At 73.6% G+C, this 12,910-nt stretch carries 11 protein-coding genes; 5 read left to right on the top strand and 6 right to left on the bottom strand.

Annotated elements, in window-relative coordinates; all coding sequences use genetic code 11:
- Positions 1 to 64: 64 nt before the first annotated feature.
- Both ACZ7G1_RS27410 and ACZ7G1_RS27415 read right to left on the bottom strand, forming a co-directional pair.
- Entirely contained in the window at positions 65 to 1,372 is a 1,308-nt protein-coding gene (locus ACZ7G1_RS27410; RefSeq protein ID WP_470879505.1) for an MFS transporter, read from the bottom strand.
- A gap of 120 nt (positions 1,373 to 1,492) precedes the next feature.
- Positions 1,493 to 2,095: a hypothetical protein gene (locus ACZ7G1_RS27415; RefSeq protein WP_470879506.1), complete on the bottom strand. Its 603-nt coding sequence runs from the start codon at positions 2,093 to 2,095 to the stop codon at positions 1,493 to 1,495.
- Between the two features lie 94 nt (positions 2,096 to 2,189).
- Between ACZ7G1_RS27415 and npdG the strand changes: the two genes are divergently transcribed.
- Positions 2,190 to 2,888 (top strand): NADPH-dependent F420 reductase, encoded by a 699-nt coding sequence (gene npdG, locus ACZ7G1_RS27420; protein ID WP_470879507.1) that lies wholly within the window; start codon positions 2,190 to 2,192, stop codon positions 2,886 to 2,888.
- Between the two features lie 47 nt (positions 2,889 to 2,935).
- Positions 2,936 to 3,175, top strand: coding sequence for a hypothetical protein (locus ACZ7G1_RS27425; protein ID WP_470879508.1), 240 nt, complete (start codon positions 2,936 to 2,938; stop codon positions 3,173 to 3,175).
- Positions 3,176 to 3,179: 4 nt separating this feature from the next.
- Here the strand turns inward: ACZ7G1_RS27425 and ACZ7G1_RS27430 are convergent, their stop codons facing one another.
- Positions 3,180 to 3,977, bottom strand: coding sequence for a site-2 protease family protein (locus ACZ7G1_RS27430; protein WP_470879509.1), 798 nt, complete (start codon positions 3,975 to 3,977; stop codon positions 3,180 to 3,182).
- Positions 3,978 to 4,075: 98 nt separating this feature from the next.
- Here ACZ7G1_RS27430 and ACZ7G1_RS27435 point away from each other — a divergent pair, with 98 nt between their 5' ends.
- On the top strand, positions 4,076 to 7,390 hold the full coding sequence (locus ACZ7G1_RS27435) for an AfsR/SARP family transcriptional regulator (RefSeq protein ID WP_470879510.1): 3,315 nt from the start codon (positions 4,076 to 4,078) through the stop codon (positions 7,388 to 7,390).
- Between the two features lie 15 nt (positions 7,391 to 7,405).
- On the opposite strand, the gene ACZ7G1_RS27440 is transcribed toward ACZ7G1_RS27435, so the two are convergent.
- From ACZ7G1_RS27440 to panB, 3 genes are all read right to left on the bottom strand, one after another.
- A complete protein-coding gene (locus tag ACZ7G1_RS27440) occupies positions 7,406 to 8,275 on the bottom strand; it encodes an ABC transporter permease (RefSeq protein ID WP_470879511.1) in 870 nt (289 codons plus the stop codon).
- Positions 8,272 to 9,264 carry an ATP-binding cassette domain-containing protein gene (locus ACZ7G1_RS27445; RefSeq protein ID WP_470879512.1) on the bottom strand — a complete coding sequence of 331 codons (993 nt, stop codon included), beginning with the start codon at positions 9,262 to 9,264 and terminating at the stop codon, positions 8,272 to 8,274. The genes ACZ7G1_RS27440 and ACZ7G1_RS27445 overlap by 4 nt, the downstream gene beginning before the upstream one ends.
- Positions 9,265 to 9,417: 153 nt before the next feature.
- Positions 9,418 to 10,281: a 3-methyl-2-oxobutanoate hydroxymethyltransferase gene (gene panB, locus ACZ7G1_RS27450; RefSeq protein WP_471204284.1), complete on the bottom strand. Its 864-nt coding sequence runs from the start codon at positions 10,279 to 10,281 to the stop codon at positions 9,418 to 9,420.
- A gap of 192 nt (positions 10,282 to 10,473) precedes the next feature.
- Here panB and ACZ7G1_RS27455 point away from each other — a divergent pair, with 192 nt between their 5' ends.
- A complete protein-coding gene (locus ACZ7G1_RS27455; protein ID WP_470882347.1) occupies positions 10,474 to 12,099 on the top strand; it encodes an MFS transporter in 1,626 nt (541 codons plus the stop codon).
- Positions 12,100 to 12,136: 37 nt separating this feature from the next.
- Positions 12,137 to 12,784, top strand: coding sequence for a TetR/AcrR family transcriptional regulator (locus ACZ7G1_RS27460; protein WP_470882346.1), 648 nt, complete (start codon positions 12,137 to 12,139; stop codon positions 12,782 to 12,784).
- Positions 12,785 to 12,910 lie beyond the last annotated feature (126 nt).

Below are 12,910 nucleotides of genomic sequence, written 5' to 3' on the forward strand. Positions count from 1 at the left end.
CCCGACGGGCCCCCGCCGGCCGTCCCGCCGCACGTCCCGGAGTAGGACGTGCCCGACGTCCGGGTCAGGCCGTGCCCGCCGCCTCGCGGCGGACCTCTTCCTGCTGGGCCTTGCGGCGGAGGGAGTCCTCGTCGGTGTCGGAGTCGTAGGTGAGGAGCTTGGGGAGGGCCAGGCAGAGCAGGCCGACCGAGGCGACGCAGGCGACGCCGCCCGTCCAGACGGCGCTACGGGTCCCGGTCCAGCCGGCCATCACGCCGGCGCGGACCTGGCCGAGCTGAGGGCCGACGCTGTAGGAGAGCACCTCGATGCCGGCCAGCCGGCCGCGGAGCTCCTCCGGGATCGTCTGGTTCCAGATCGTGGCCCGGCCGAGGCCGCTCAGCATGTCGCCGGCGCCCGCGAAGGCCAGGCACAGCAGCACGGGCCAGACGTTCCCGAACCAGCCGGCCGCCGCGATCGACAGGCCCCAGCCGGCCGCGCCGCCGACCACGAGCAGGCCGTGCCGCCGCACCTTCGAGGTCCAGCCGCTGGTCAGTCCGAGCACCAGCGAGCCGACCGAGCCCGCCGCGTACATCAGGCCGAGCGACCAGTCGGCGTCCAGCTCGTCCGCGAGGAACGGGAAGATCGTGTTCGGGAAGGCGAAGAACATCGCGGCGAGGTCGATCGCGTACGTGCCGAGCAGCACCGGCCGCGACCAGGCGTACCGCGCGCCCTCCGCGATGCCCCGCAGCGAGGGCTTCTCCGCGTCATGCGCGGCCGGCGCGGGGGAGAGCCGGCGGCAGAGCAGCACCGACACGGCGAAACCGGCGATCGTCACCCCGTACGCGGGCGCGTGACCCGCGTACGCCACGACGAGGCCCGCGATCGCCGGGCCCGCGATCGAGCCCATCTGCCAGCGCAGCGAGTTCAGGGCGGCCGCCGCCGTCTGCTGCTCGTGCGGCACGATCCGGGCGAGCAGCGAGTCGAGCGCCGGGCGCTGGAGCCCGGCGAGCGCCGAGACCCCGGCGGCCACCACGTACAGCGGCCACAGCATCGGTTCCGGCAGCAGCGCGTTGACGAGCAGCAGACCGGCCAGCAGGCCGAGCCCGGCCTCCGTCGCGAGGATCACCTTCCGCCGGTCCACCGCGTCCGCGAGCGCCCCGCCGTACAGGCCGAACACCACCAGCGGCACGAGCTCGACCGCGCCCATCGCGCCCACCGCGAGCGGCGAGCCCGTCAGCTCCTTGATCTGCAACGGCAGGGCGATCATCGCCATCGCGCTGCTGAAGTACGTGACGAGCCCCTGCACCCACAGCAGCCGGAAGTCGGGCGATGACCGCCACGGCGCCAGGTCGGGCAACAGGGCGGAGAGCTTCGAAAACAGGGGGGAGGACACGAGGGGCCATGCTCCGTCCGGCGGATGCCGGGGGCAACCGAATTACGGACCCGAGCGCCGGAGGCCCCGAGCGCGGGAGGGCCCGGAGGCCCCGAGCGAGGCCTCGCGGAAGGCCCCGCGCTACCAGCGGGCCGGCGGCGGGGCCGTCAGGCGGTCCGCGAGGCCGGAGAGGCGGTCGCGGAGGCGGCGGCCGCCCCGGGGGGACGGCAGGCTGTTCTCGCCGGCCGCCGCGCTCACCAGGTGCTGGACGGTGTCCAGGTCCACGCCCGCGTCCTCGGCCACCGTGAGCGTCTCGTGGGCCAGGCCCCGCACCTCCGTGTCACCGCCGTCGAGCGACAGCACCGTCGCGCCCGCCCGCCGGGCGTCGTGCACCCGCTGGAGCAGCCCCGCGTCCGGCCGCTCCGGCGCCACCATCAGCAGCGTCGCCCCGCGCCCCGCCGCCTCCAGACGCCCGAGCCCGACGGCCAGGTGCGCGGGATCGCCGGGCCGCACCTTGTGCCGTACCAGCGTCGGCGCCAGCTCCGGGAGCCCCGACCAGGCGGCCTCGTCGACCAGATGCGCGGCCAGGTGCCAGGGCTCGTACTCCTCCGTGCCCACGAGGAGCAGCCCGCCCCGGTGGGGGACGACCGAGGACCTGAGCGCCCCCGCGAACCGGCGGGCGGCCCCCGGCCACTCCGTCCCGGCGAGCACTTCCCGCAGCAACGCGACCCTCACGGCATCCATGGGACGGCATCCTGCCCCAGCCGGGCCCGCCGCGCCGACAGTTGTCCCCGCTCCACCCGTACGGGAGCACCGACCGGTCGGTAATGTCGGGGCCATGACTACGACTGAGAGCAAGCCCGCCCCCAAGGACCCGTGGGACCTCCCCGACGTCTCCGGTCTCGTCGTCGGCGTCCTCGGCGGCACCGGCGACCAGGGCCGCGGCCTCGCCTACCGGCTCGCCAAGGCCGGCCAGAAGGTGATCATCGGCTCCCGCGCCGCCGAGCGCGCCCGGGACATCGCGGCGGAGATCGGCCACGGCGTCGAGGGCGCCGACAACGCCGAGGTCGCCCGCCGCAGCGACATCGTGATCGTCGCCGTCCCGTGGGACGGGCACGCCAAGACCCTGGAGTCGCTGCGCGCGGAGCTCGCCGGGAAGCTCGTCGTGGACTGCGTCAACCCGCTCGGCTTCGACAAGAAGGGCGCCTACGCCCTGAAGCCCGAGGAGGGCTCCGCCGCCGAGCAGGCCGCCGCGCTGCTCCCGGAGTCCCGGGTCGCCGCCGCCTTCCACCACCTCTCGGCCGTCCTCCTCCAGGACGAGTCCATCGAGGAGATCGACACGGACGTGATGGTCCTCGGCGAGGAGCGCGCCGACGTCGAGATCGTCCAGGCCCTCGCCGGCCGCATCGCCGGCATGCGCGGCGTCTTCGCCGGCCGGCTGCGCAACGCCCACCAGGTCGAGTCCCTCGTCGCCAACCTCATCTCGGTCAACCGCCGCTACAAGGCCCACGCGGGCCTGCGCGTCACCGACGTCTGAGCCGACGCCGAGCCGACCTCCGAGCCGGAGACCGGGCGCCCACGGGCATGGGGGACACTGGACGGGCACCATCAGCCGTACCCGGACAGGAGCCGTCCCCCATGCCCCGCCTCGCCCTCTACGCCCTCGTGGTCTGCGCCCTGGCCGTCGCCGCGGCCGTCGTCTCCTTCGTCCAGGGCAACTTCCTGGGCGTGATCTGGGTCCTCCTCGCCGGCCTGTCCTCCAACATGGCCTGGTACTACATCCGCCGCGCCAAGGCGGAGAAGCAGGCAGCCGCGCAGGGCTAGGACCTCACCGGACCTGGCAGAACTCCGGCGTCTCCTCCCAGACCCGGAAGAGCTGGGAACCGCAGTAGCGGCTCGCCTCCGGCACGCCGAGCGAGCGCATCAGCGCGTCGATCGCGTCGAAGAAGGCGCCGTTGATCGCGGGCACGAAGAGCAGCGCGATCACGATGAAGAAGCCGTACGGCGCGTACGGCTCGACCTGCCGCTTCACCTTGTACGACAGCCAGGGCTCCAGCACCCCGTAGCCGTCGAGCCCCGGCACCGGCAGCAGGTTCAGGAGCGCCGCCGTCACCTGGAGGAACGCCAGGAAGGCCAGCGCGAACTGGAAGGCCACCGGCACGCCGTCGAGGGCGCCCAGCCAGAACGGGGCCGTGCAGACCAGCGCGAACAGCACGTTCGCCAGCGGGCCGGCCGCCGAGATCAGACTGTGCTTCCAGCGGCCCTTGATCCGGCCCTGCTCGATGAAGACCGCGCCGCCGGGCAGACCGATCCCGCCCATGATCACGAACAGCACCGGCAGGATGACGCTCAGCACCGCGTGGGTGTACGCGAGCGGGTTCAGCGTCAGATAGCCCTTCGCGCCCACCGTGATGTCGCCGCCGTGCAGCGCCGTGCGGGCGTGCGCGTACTCGTGGAGGCAGAGCGACACCACCCACGCCGAGGTCACGAACAGGAAGACCGCGAGGCCGGGCGAGGCGGCGAAGTCCGTCCACACCGCCCAGCCGGTCACGGCCATGACGGCGAGGATCGCCAGGAAGACGGGGCTGATCCGCCGTTCGTGGCGCCGGGTGGTGGCCGTGGTCATCGCGGGAACTCCCAGGGACGGAGGGCTGGTGTGCGGGAAACGTACCGGGTGACGGGGCGAGTTCCTCCGCCGGGGACCGTCTCACGGAGAATGGGCCCGTGCGTTACTCCCTGCTCGGCCCGACCCTCGCCCAGGCGCCCGACGGCACCGACGTCACCGTCGGCGGTCCCCGGGTCCGCGCGCTGCTGACCGTGCTCGCCCTGCGGGCCGGGCGGACGGTGCCCGTCACCGACCTCGTCGACGAGGTGTGGCACGGCGACGAACCACCCGCCGACGCCGTCGCCGCGCTCCAGGCCCTCGTCGGACGGCTCCGCAAGGCCGTCGGCCGGGACCGGGTGATCTCCGCCGAGGGCGGCTACCGGCTCGACGCCCGCCCCGAGGACGTCGACGCCCGCCGCTTCGAACGCCTCGCCGCCGAAGGCGTGGCCGCGCTCGCCGCCGGCGACCCGGCGCGGGCCGCCGCCGTCCTCGACGAGGCCCTCGCCCTCTGGCGCGGGCCCGCCCTCGCCGACCTGCCGGACCGGGACGCCGAGGCCACCCGCTGGGAGGCCCGCAGGCTCGACGCCCGCCGCGCCCGGCTCGACGCCGCCCTCGGGCTCGGCGGCGCGGCCGCCGCCCTCCCCGAACTGACCGCCCTCTGCACCGCCCACCCGCTGGACGAACCCCTCCAGGCCCTCCGGATCCGCGCCCTCCGCGACACCGGCCGGGCAGCCGAGGCCCTCGCCGCCTACGAGTCGGTCCGCCGCGCCCTCGCCACCCGCCTCGGCACCGACCCGTCACCGGCCCTCCGGGCCCTCCACGCCGAGCTCCTGACCCCGGACCCGGACCTGGCACCGGAACCGGCCAGGGCCCCGGGGACGCGTCCGGTCCCGGCGAGCCCGCCGGGGAACCTCCGGGCCCGGCTGACCAGCTTCGTCGGGCGGGACGAGGAGATCCTCGCGCTCCAGGAGGACCTGCGCGGAGCCCGGCTCGTCACGCTCCTCGGCACCGGCGGGGCCGGGAAGACACGGCTCTCCCAGGAAGCGGCCGAACGCGGCGCCGGAGCCTGGCCGGACGGGGTGTGGGTGGCCGAGCTGGCCTCCGTACGCGACCCGGAAGCCGTGCCCGAGGCCGTCCTCGCGGCCGTCGGCGCCCGCGAGACCGTCCTGCGCGGCGCCGGAGCCGAGGAACTGCGGGCCGTCGACGACCCGATCACCCGGCTCGTCGAGCACTGCGCCGGGCGCCGGATGCTGCTGCTCCTCGACAACTGCGAGCACCTCGTGGCCGCCGCCGCCGACCTCGCCGAGACGCTGCTCGCCCGCTGCCCCGGACTCCGCGTCCTCGCGACGAGCCGGGAACCGCTCGGCGTGCCCGGGGAGGTGCTGCGGCCGCTCGGCCCGCTGCCGACGGAGACCGCGCTGCGGCTCTTCGGAGAGCGGGGCGCGGCGGCACGCCCCGGCTTCGGGACCGAGGAGGACCCGGAGGCGGCGGCCGAGATCGTCCGCCGCCTCGACGGGCTTCCGCTGGCGATCGAACTGGCCGCCGCCCGGCTGCGGATGCTGACCCCGCGCCAGATCGCCGACCGGCTCGACGACCGCTTCCGGCTGCTCACCTCCGGCGCCCGCACCGTCCTGCCCCGCCAGCAGACCCTCCGCGCGGTCGTCGACTGGTCCTGGGACCTCCTCGACGAGCCCGAACGGGCCGTCCTGCGCCGCCTGTCGGTCTTCACCGGCGGCACCGACCTCGAAGCGGCCGAAGCGGTCTGCGGCGCTCCCACGGCCGACGTGCTCACCGTCCTCGGCTCCCTCGTCGACAAGTCGCTCGTCGTCGCCGCCCCCGGCGAGGCCGGGATGCGCTACCGGCTCCTGGAGACGGTCGCCGAGTACGCGGGGGAGCGGCTCGACGAGGCGGGCGAGCGCGCCGCGACCGAGCGGCGCCACCTGACGTACTACCGGGAACTGGCGCGTCGGACCGATCCGGAACTGCGCGGGGCCGGGCAGGTGGAGGCCATCGCGCGGTTCGAGGCCGAGTACGTCAACATCCGGACGGCGCTGCGCAGGGCCGTCGCCGCCCGCGACGAGGACGAGGCGCTGGTCCTCGTACACGCCCTGCTCTGGTACTGGCAGATGCGCGATCTGCGCGGCGACGCCCTGCAGTGGGCGCGGGAGGCCGCCGCGCTCGGGCCCGACCCGTTCACGCCGCCCGCCGCGCCGGTCGTGGCGCTGCACGAGCCGTGCACGGCGACGCCGCCGCCGCTCTCCGAGGAGCAGCGCTGGGAGGCCCGGCGCGGGGTGCGCCTCGTGGAGCTCCTCAACATGGATCACGAGACCGGGCGGTGGACCACGCCCGAGGGCGTGCGGCGGCTGAAGGAGATGACCGCCGTCTACGAGCCGGGGCTGCCGCAGACCTGCCGGCTGCCCGGTTCCTTCGCCGTCTTCGCGGTCCTGCTGATCGGCGAGGCGGGCCGGCTGCGCGAGATCCTCGACTCGACGGTCGAGGCCTGCCGGCGGCACGGCTACGACTGGGAGCTGGCCAACGCCCTCCAGATGAGGGCCAACATGTTCGCCAACCGGTCCGACTGGGCCGGGCGGGCGGCCGCCGACGCCGACGAGAGCCTGGAGATCTTCGTCCGGCTCGGCGACGCCTGGGGCGCGGCCGAGGCGCTCTCCTCGCGCGCCGAGGCCCGTGAGCGGCGGCTCGAGTTCGAGGGCGCGGCCGAGGACTTCGCCGCCGCGATCGGATACGCGGAGCGGATCGGCGCCCAGTCGCAGATGGCGCTGCTCCGGGCCAGGTACGCGGACATGCTGGTCGAGACGGGACGGCCCGAGGAGGGCGAGGCGATCCTGCGGGAGATCGTGGACGGCGGGTACGGGCGGGCCCACGAACCCGTGCTCGGCGCCCGGGTGTTCCTCGCCCTGACGCTCGGCCGCACCGGTCGGACCGCCGAGGCCCGGGAGCATCTCCACCGGCTGCGGAGCGAGTTCGACTCCGCGACCCTCTCCATCTTCGAGGGCTTCACGCTCGGCATCCTGGGCTGGCTCGAGAACCTGGACGAGCGGTACGACCTGGCGCTCGACCTCTCCGTGGAGGCGTACGAGCGCTCCCTCGGATCGTTGTCGATGATGGTCGCCCCGCAGATGCCGGCGGTCCATCTGGTCTCCGCGGCCTGGGCGCTGGCCGGTCTCGGCGGGCCGGAGGCGGCGCGGGCCGGGGCGGTGCTGCTCGGTGCCAGGGACGGCCTGCTGCCGGCGGAGCACCGGCCGCCGCCGATGGAGCGGGAGAACCTGGAGCGGGCGACCGGACTGGTCACGTCGGTGATCGGCGCGGACGAGTTCGCCGTGGCGCACGCCGAAGGCGACGGCCTCTCCTTGGAAGAGGCCGCCGCCCTGCTCGGTCGCGCCGCCGACGCGATCAGAGAGCGCGCCGAGTCATGAGCCCCCGTTCCCGGGTCAGGTCTTCTTGCGGAACTTGGAGACCGCGAGCGGCGCCGTGACGACCGTGATGGCCAGCGCCCAGCCGAGGGTCATCCACACCGAGTGGGCGACCGGGCCGCCGTTGATGAGTCCGCGGGCGGCGTCGGCCAGGTTGGACAGCGGGTTGTAGTCGGTGAAGGTCTCCAGCCAGCCGGGCATCGAGGTCGGCGGGGCGAAGATCGAGGAGCCGAACTGCAGCGGCATCAGGACGAGCATGGCCATTCCCTGGACGGCCTGGGCCGTCTTCATGGTGAGACCGAGCAGGATGAAGATCCACATCAGCGAGGCGCCGAACACCACGGACAGGCCGATGGCGGCGAGCAGCTCGACGAACGAGGTCTTGATCTCCAGGCCGAGCAGGAAGCCGGTGCCGAGCAGGATCGCGACGGCGATCATCATGCGGCCGACCTCGACGACGATCTTGGCGATGAGGACCGAGGAGCGGGCGATCGGCATCGTCCGGAACCGGTCCATCACCCCCTTCTTGAAGTCGTCGTTGATGCCGACGCCGACACCCATGGCGATGTTCATGCCCATCATCGCCATCAGGCCGGGGGTCACGTAGTTCACGTACGCGTCGTTGTTGCCCTTGCCGGCGATCGCGCCGCCGAAGACGTACACGAACAGCAGGATGAAGATGATCGGCATCAGGACGGCGTCGAACATCGACTCCGGGTCCTGCTTGATCTGGAGGGCGTTGCGCCGGGCCAGCGCGCCGATGTGGCGGAGGTTGGCGCGGACGCCGATCCGGCCCTCGCCGGAGCCCGAGCGGACCGGCGCGGGGCCGGAACCGGGAGTCTCGACGGGGGACTTGGACAGCGGGGTGGTGGTCGTGGTGGCGCTCATGCGGCGACCTCCTCGGGAAGCGCGTCGGACACGGTCGACTTCTGGCCGGTGATCGCGAGGAACACCTCGTCCAGGCTGGGCAGGTGGGTGCCGATGTGGGCGATGCCGAAGCCGCGCGCGCCGAGCAGGCCCACGACGGCGGTCAGCTGCTCGTCGGTGAGGATCGGCACGTACAGCGCGCCCTCGTCGGGCACGACGGTCGAGCCGGCGACGCCGTCGAGGCCGGTCTCGCGCAGCGCGGCCGCCATGGCCCCCAGGTCGGCCGGGTCGACGGCGCGGACCTTGAGGGTGCGGCCGCCGACCTTGGCCTTCAGCTCGTCGACCTTGCCGTTGGCGATGACCCGGCCGCGGTCGATGACGGTCAGCTCGTTGGCGAGCTGCTCCGCCTCCTCCATGTACTGGGTGGTGAGCAGGACGGTGACGCCCTCGGAGACCATCCGCTGGACCTCGTCCCAGACCTCGTTGCGGGTCCGCGGGTCGAGGCCGGTGGTCGGCTCGTCCAGGTAGAGCACGGCGGGCTTGCCGATCATCGAGGCGGCGAGGTCGAGCCGCCGGCGCATGCCGCCGGAGTACGTCATCGCGGCCCGCTTGGCGGCCTCGGTGAGGGAGAAGCGCTCCAGGAGCTCGTCGGCGCGGCTCCGGGCGTCCTTGCGGGAGAGGTCGAGCAGGCGCCCGATCATGTAGAGGTTCTCGAAGCCGGAGAGCTTCTCGTCCACGGAGGCGTACTGGCCGGTGAGGCCGATGGTGCGGCGGAGCTGGCGGGGCTGCCGCACCACGTCGTAGCCCGCGACGGTGGCGGTCCCGGCGTCCGGGGCGAGGAGGGTGGACAGACAGCGGACGAGTGTGGTCTTGCCCGCGCCGTTGGGGCCGAGGACTCCGAGGACCGTGCCCTCCCGTACGTCCAGGTCGACCCCGTCGAGGGCCTTCGTCTCGCCGAAGTGCTTCACGAGGCCTCGGACCTCGACGGCGTTGGTGTGTGATCGCGTCATGGTCGTTACTGAACCAGGCGCCACCGACAGTCTTCCTACAGAAGGCCTACAGCCCGCCGATGGGGGATGTCGGCGGGCTGTAGGTGGTGCCGCAGTGGCTCGTACCGGTTCGTCCCGTGCCGCGCCGGCCGGCCCGTCGGGGCCGGGGGCGGGCTAGTGGAACGTGTGTTCCTCGGCGGGGAACGCGCCGCCGGAGACGTCCTCGGCGAAGGCGCGGGCGGCGTCGCCGAGCGTCCCGCGGAGGTTGGCGTACTGCTTGGTGAAGCGCGGGACCTTGCCGCCGGTCAGGCCGGCCATGTCGGTCCAGACGAGGACCTGGGCGTCGGTGCCGGCGCCGGCACCGATCCCGACGGTCGGGATGTGCAGCGAGCGGGTGACCTCGGCGGCCAGCTCGGCCGGTACGAGTTCGAGGACGAGCGCGAACGCGCCCGCGTCCTGGGCCGCCTTGGCGTCGCGGAGCAGCCGGTGGGCGGCCTCGTCGCTGCGGCCCTGCACCCGGTAGCCCATGGTGTTCACGGACTGCGGGGTCAGGCCCAGGTGGGACATGACGGGGATGCCGGCCTGGACGAGCATCTCGGTCTGGGCCAGCGAGCGCTCGCCGCCCTCCAGCTTGACCGCGTTGACGCCCGCGTCCTTGACCAGCCGGGTGGCGTTGCGCAGGGCCTGGACGGGCCCCTCCTGGTACGAGCCGAAGGGGAGGTCGCCGACGACGAGGGCGCGCTTGGTGCCCCGGACGACGGCGGCGGACAGGATCGTCATCTCGTCCATCGTGACGGGCACGGTGGTCTCGTAGCCGAGGTGACAGTTGCCCATCGAGTCGCCGACGAGGATCACCGGGATGCCGGCCTCGTCGAAGACGGAGGCGGTCATCGCGTCGTAGGCGGTGAGCATGGGCCACTTCTCGCCGCGGACCTTGGCGGCGGCGATGTCGTGGACGGTGATGCGGCGCGTGCCCGTGCCGCCGTACAGGGTCTTGCCGCTGTCGGCGGGCGTCTTCTGGGCAGGCTGAAGCGTCATGGTGAACGGCTCCTTGTTGTCATCTCGAGGCGCCCTCACGGCGTCCCCGGACCACATCCATGGTGGCACTTCGCCGGGCGGGCGGGGAAGTGGGCGCGAGTGGCGCTGTTCACACCGCCGCAACGTAAAGCCTCGGTCAGGTTTTTCGATACGAGACGGTCTCGTATCGAAATTCCCCCTAGGGTGGTGGGCATGTCACCGCAGCCCGCCCCGTCCCGCGTCCCCGAGGCCGTCCACCGGCGCCGCTGGGCCGTCCTCGGCGTCCTCATGCTCAGCCTGCTCATCGTCGTCCTCGACAACTCGATCCTGAACGTCGCGGTCAAGACGATCGCCTCCCCCGCGCCCACCGGCATCGGCGCCACCCAGAGCGAGCTGGAGTGGTCGATCAACTCCTACACGCTCGTCTTCGCCGGCCTCCTCTTCACCTCCGGCCTGCTCGGCGACCGCCTCGGCCGCAAGAAGGTGCTGCTCTTCGGCATCACCGTCTTCGGCATCGGCTCCGCCCTCGCCGCCTTCTCCGGCACCCCGGGCGAGCTCATCGCCTACCGGGCCGTGATGGGCCTCGGCGCCGCGTTCGTCATGCCCGCCACCCTCGCCGTCCTCATGAACGTCTTCGAGCGCGACGAGCAGCCCAAGGCCATCGGCATCTGGGCCGGCAGCGTCGGCCTCGCCATCGCGATCGGCCCGATCACCGGCGGCATCCTCCTCGAACACTTCTGGTGGGGATCGATCTTCCTGGTCAACGTGCCCGTCGTGGTCCTCGCCCTCGCCCTGATGGTCTGGCTCGTGCCCGACTCCCGCGACCCGAAGCCCGGCCGGATCGACATACCCGGCGTGGCCCTCTCCGTCGTCGGACTCGTCCTCCTCGTGTACGGGATCATCCGCGGCGGCGAACTCGCCGACTTCACCGACGTCACCGTCCTCGCCCCGGTCCTCGGCGGCCTCGCGGTCCTCGCCGGCTTCGTCCTCCACGAGAAGCGCAGCGACCACCCGGCCATCGACATGACCTACTTCAGGAAGCCCGCGTTCTCCGCGGCCGTCGCCGCCATCGCGCTCGTCTTCTTCGCCCTCATGGGCGTGACCTTCTTCTCCGCCTTCTACCTGCAGAGCGTCCGCGGCTACAGCGCGCTCCAGTCCGGGCTGCTCATCCTGCCGCTCGCCGTCGCGCAGATGGTGTTCTCGCCCAGGGCCCGGCTCGTCGTCGAGCGCTTCGGCGCCAAGGCGGTCTGCACCGGAGGCATGCTCCTGGTCGCCCTGGGCCTCGCCGCCTTCGCCTTCTTCGACGCCTCGACGCCGGTCTGGGTCCTGGAGGTCGTGTTCTTCCTCCAGGGCGCGGGCATGGCGCACATCATGCCGCCGGTCACCGTCTCGATCATGCAGACGCTGCCCCGCGAGAAGGCCGGCTCCGGCTCGGCGATCAACAACACCTTCCGGCAGGTCGGCGGCGCGCTCGGCGTGGCCGTCCTCGGCTCGGTGCTCTCCTCCAGCTACCGCGGCGAGATCGAGGGGCACCTCGGCGCCGTCCCGGCCGCCCTGCGGGACACCGCCGGCGAATCCGTCGAGGCCACCCTCGCCGTCGCCGAGAAGCTCGGCCCGGCCGGCCGCGACCTGGTCGCCCCCGCGTACGACGCCTTCCTCGACGCCATGCACGTCACCGCCACCGCCTCCGCCGCCATCGCCCTCGCCGGCGCGGCCGTCGTCGCCGCCTTCCTCCCCGGCCGCACGCCGGCCGGCCCCGCCGCGGGCCCGGCCGGCGACACCCCGCGGGCCTCGGTACCGGCACCCGGCGGCGAGGCGGGAGAATCGGCCCGACGGTAACCACCCGGCCACCACCCGGACGAGAGGCGGAGCGCACGTGTCGCTGCAGGACGGCGGGACCCCGGACCCCCACGACGAGGAGCGCCCGCCCGAGCCCGTCCCCGCGCGCCGGGGACGGCCGCGGAGCGAGGCGGTGGAGCGGGCGATCTTCGACGCGGCGGCCGGGCTGCTCGACGAAGGGGTCCCGCTCGGGGACCTCTCCGTCGAGCGGATCGCCCGCACCGCCGGCGTCGGCAAGGCCACGATCTACCGCCGCTGGGCCGGCAAGGAGGAGCTCCTCGTCGACCTGGTCCGCTCGGTGGAGCCCCCGGACCCGGTGCTGCCCGGCACCTCGGTCCGGGACGACCTCGTCGCCCTCCTCGAATCGCTGCGGCAGCGGGGCCTGGCCAAGCGGAGCTCCGCCGTCCTGCACCACGTGTTCGCGCAGATGCAGGGCTACCCGAAGCTGTGGGACGCCTACCACCACGCCGTCATCGAACCGCGCCGCCGGATCGGCCTCGACGCGGTGCGGCGCGGCATGGAGCAGGGCGAGATCCGCGCCGACCTCGACGTCGAGTTCGTCAACGACCTCCTCACCGGACCGCTGCTGCTGCGTACCGTCATCCGCCCCGGCGCCACCCTGGAGCCCGGCCTCGCCGAGCGGGTCGTCGACGCCGTCCTCGAAGGCCTCCGCCCGCGCCCCTGACCGGAAGCGGTACGAAGCCGCCGGAGCCGGTCCGATCCCCGCCGAGCGGCACGAAGGCGCCGAGCCGTACGAATGTGCGCGTTCTGTCACAGGGTCGGCGCCCGCGCCACCTGCAGGAACCCGCCA

The sequence above is a fragment of the Streptomyces sp. NPDC037273 genome, from assembly GCF_055603625.1.

Bases quoted from the DNA above. Each gene is read 5' to 3' on its own strand.
- ACZ7G1_RS27415 (WP_470879506.1), bottom strand. From the start codon at position 2,095: ATGGATGCCGTGAGGGTCGCGTTGCTGCGGGAAGTGCTCGCCGGGACG.
- npdG (WP_470879507.1), top strand. From the start codon at position 2,190: ATGACTACGACTGAGAGCAAGCCCGCCCCCAAGGACCCGTGGGACCTC.
- ACZ7G1_RS27425 (WP_470879508.1), top strand. From the start codon at position 2,936: ATGGGGGACACTGGACGGGCACCATCAGCCGTACCCGGACAGGAGCCG.
- ACZ7G1_RS27430 (WP_470879509.1), bottom strand. From the start codon at position 3,977: ATGACCACGGCCACCACCCGGCGCCACGAACGGCGGATCAGCCCCGTC.
- ACZ7G1_RS27440 (WP_470879511.1), bottom strand. From the start codon at position 8,275: ATGAGCGCCACCACGACCACCACCCCGCTGTCCAAGTCCCCCGTCGAG.
- ACZ7G1_RS27445 (WP_470879512.1), bottom strand. From the start codon at position 9,264: ATGACGCGATCACACACCAACGCCGTCGAGGTCCGAGGCCTCGTGAAG.
- panB (WP_471204284.1), bottom strand. From the start codon at position 10,281: ATGACGCTTCAGCCTGCCCAGAAGACGCCCGCCGACAGCGGCAAGACC.
- ACZ7G1_RS27455 (WP_470882347.1), top strand. From the start codon at position 10,474: ATGTCACCGCAGCCCGCCCCGTCCCGCGTCCCCGAGGCCGTCCACCGG.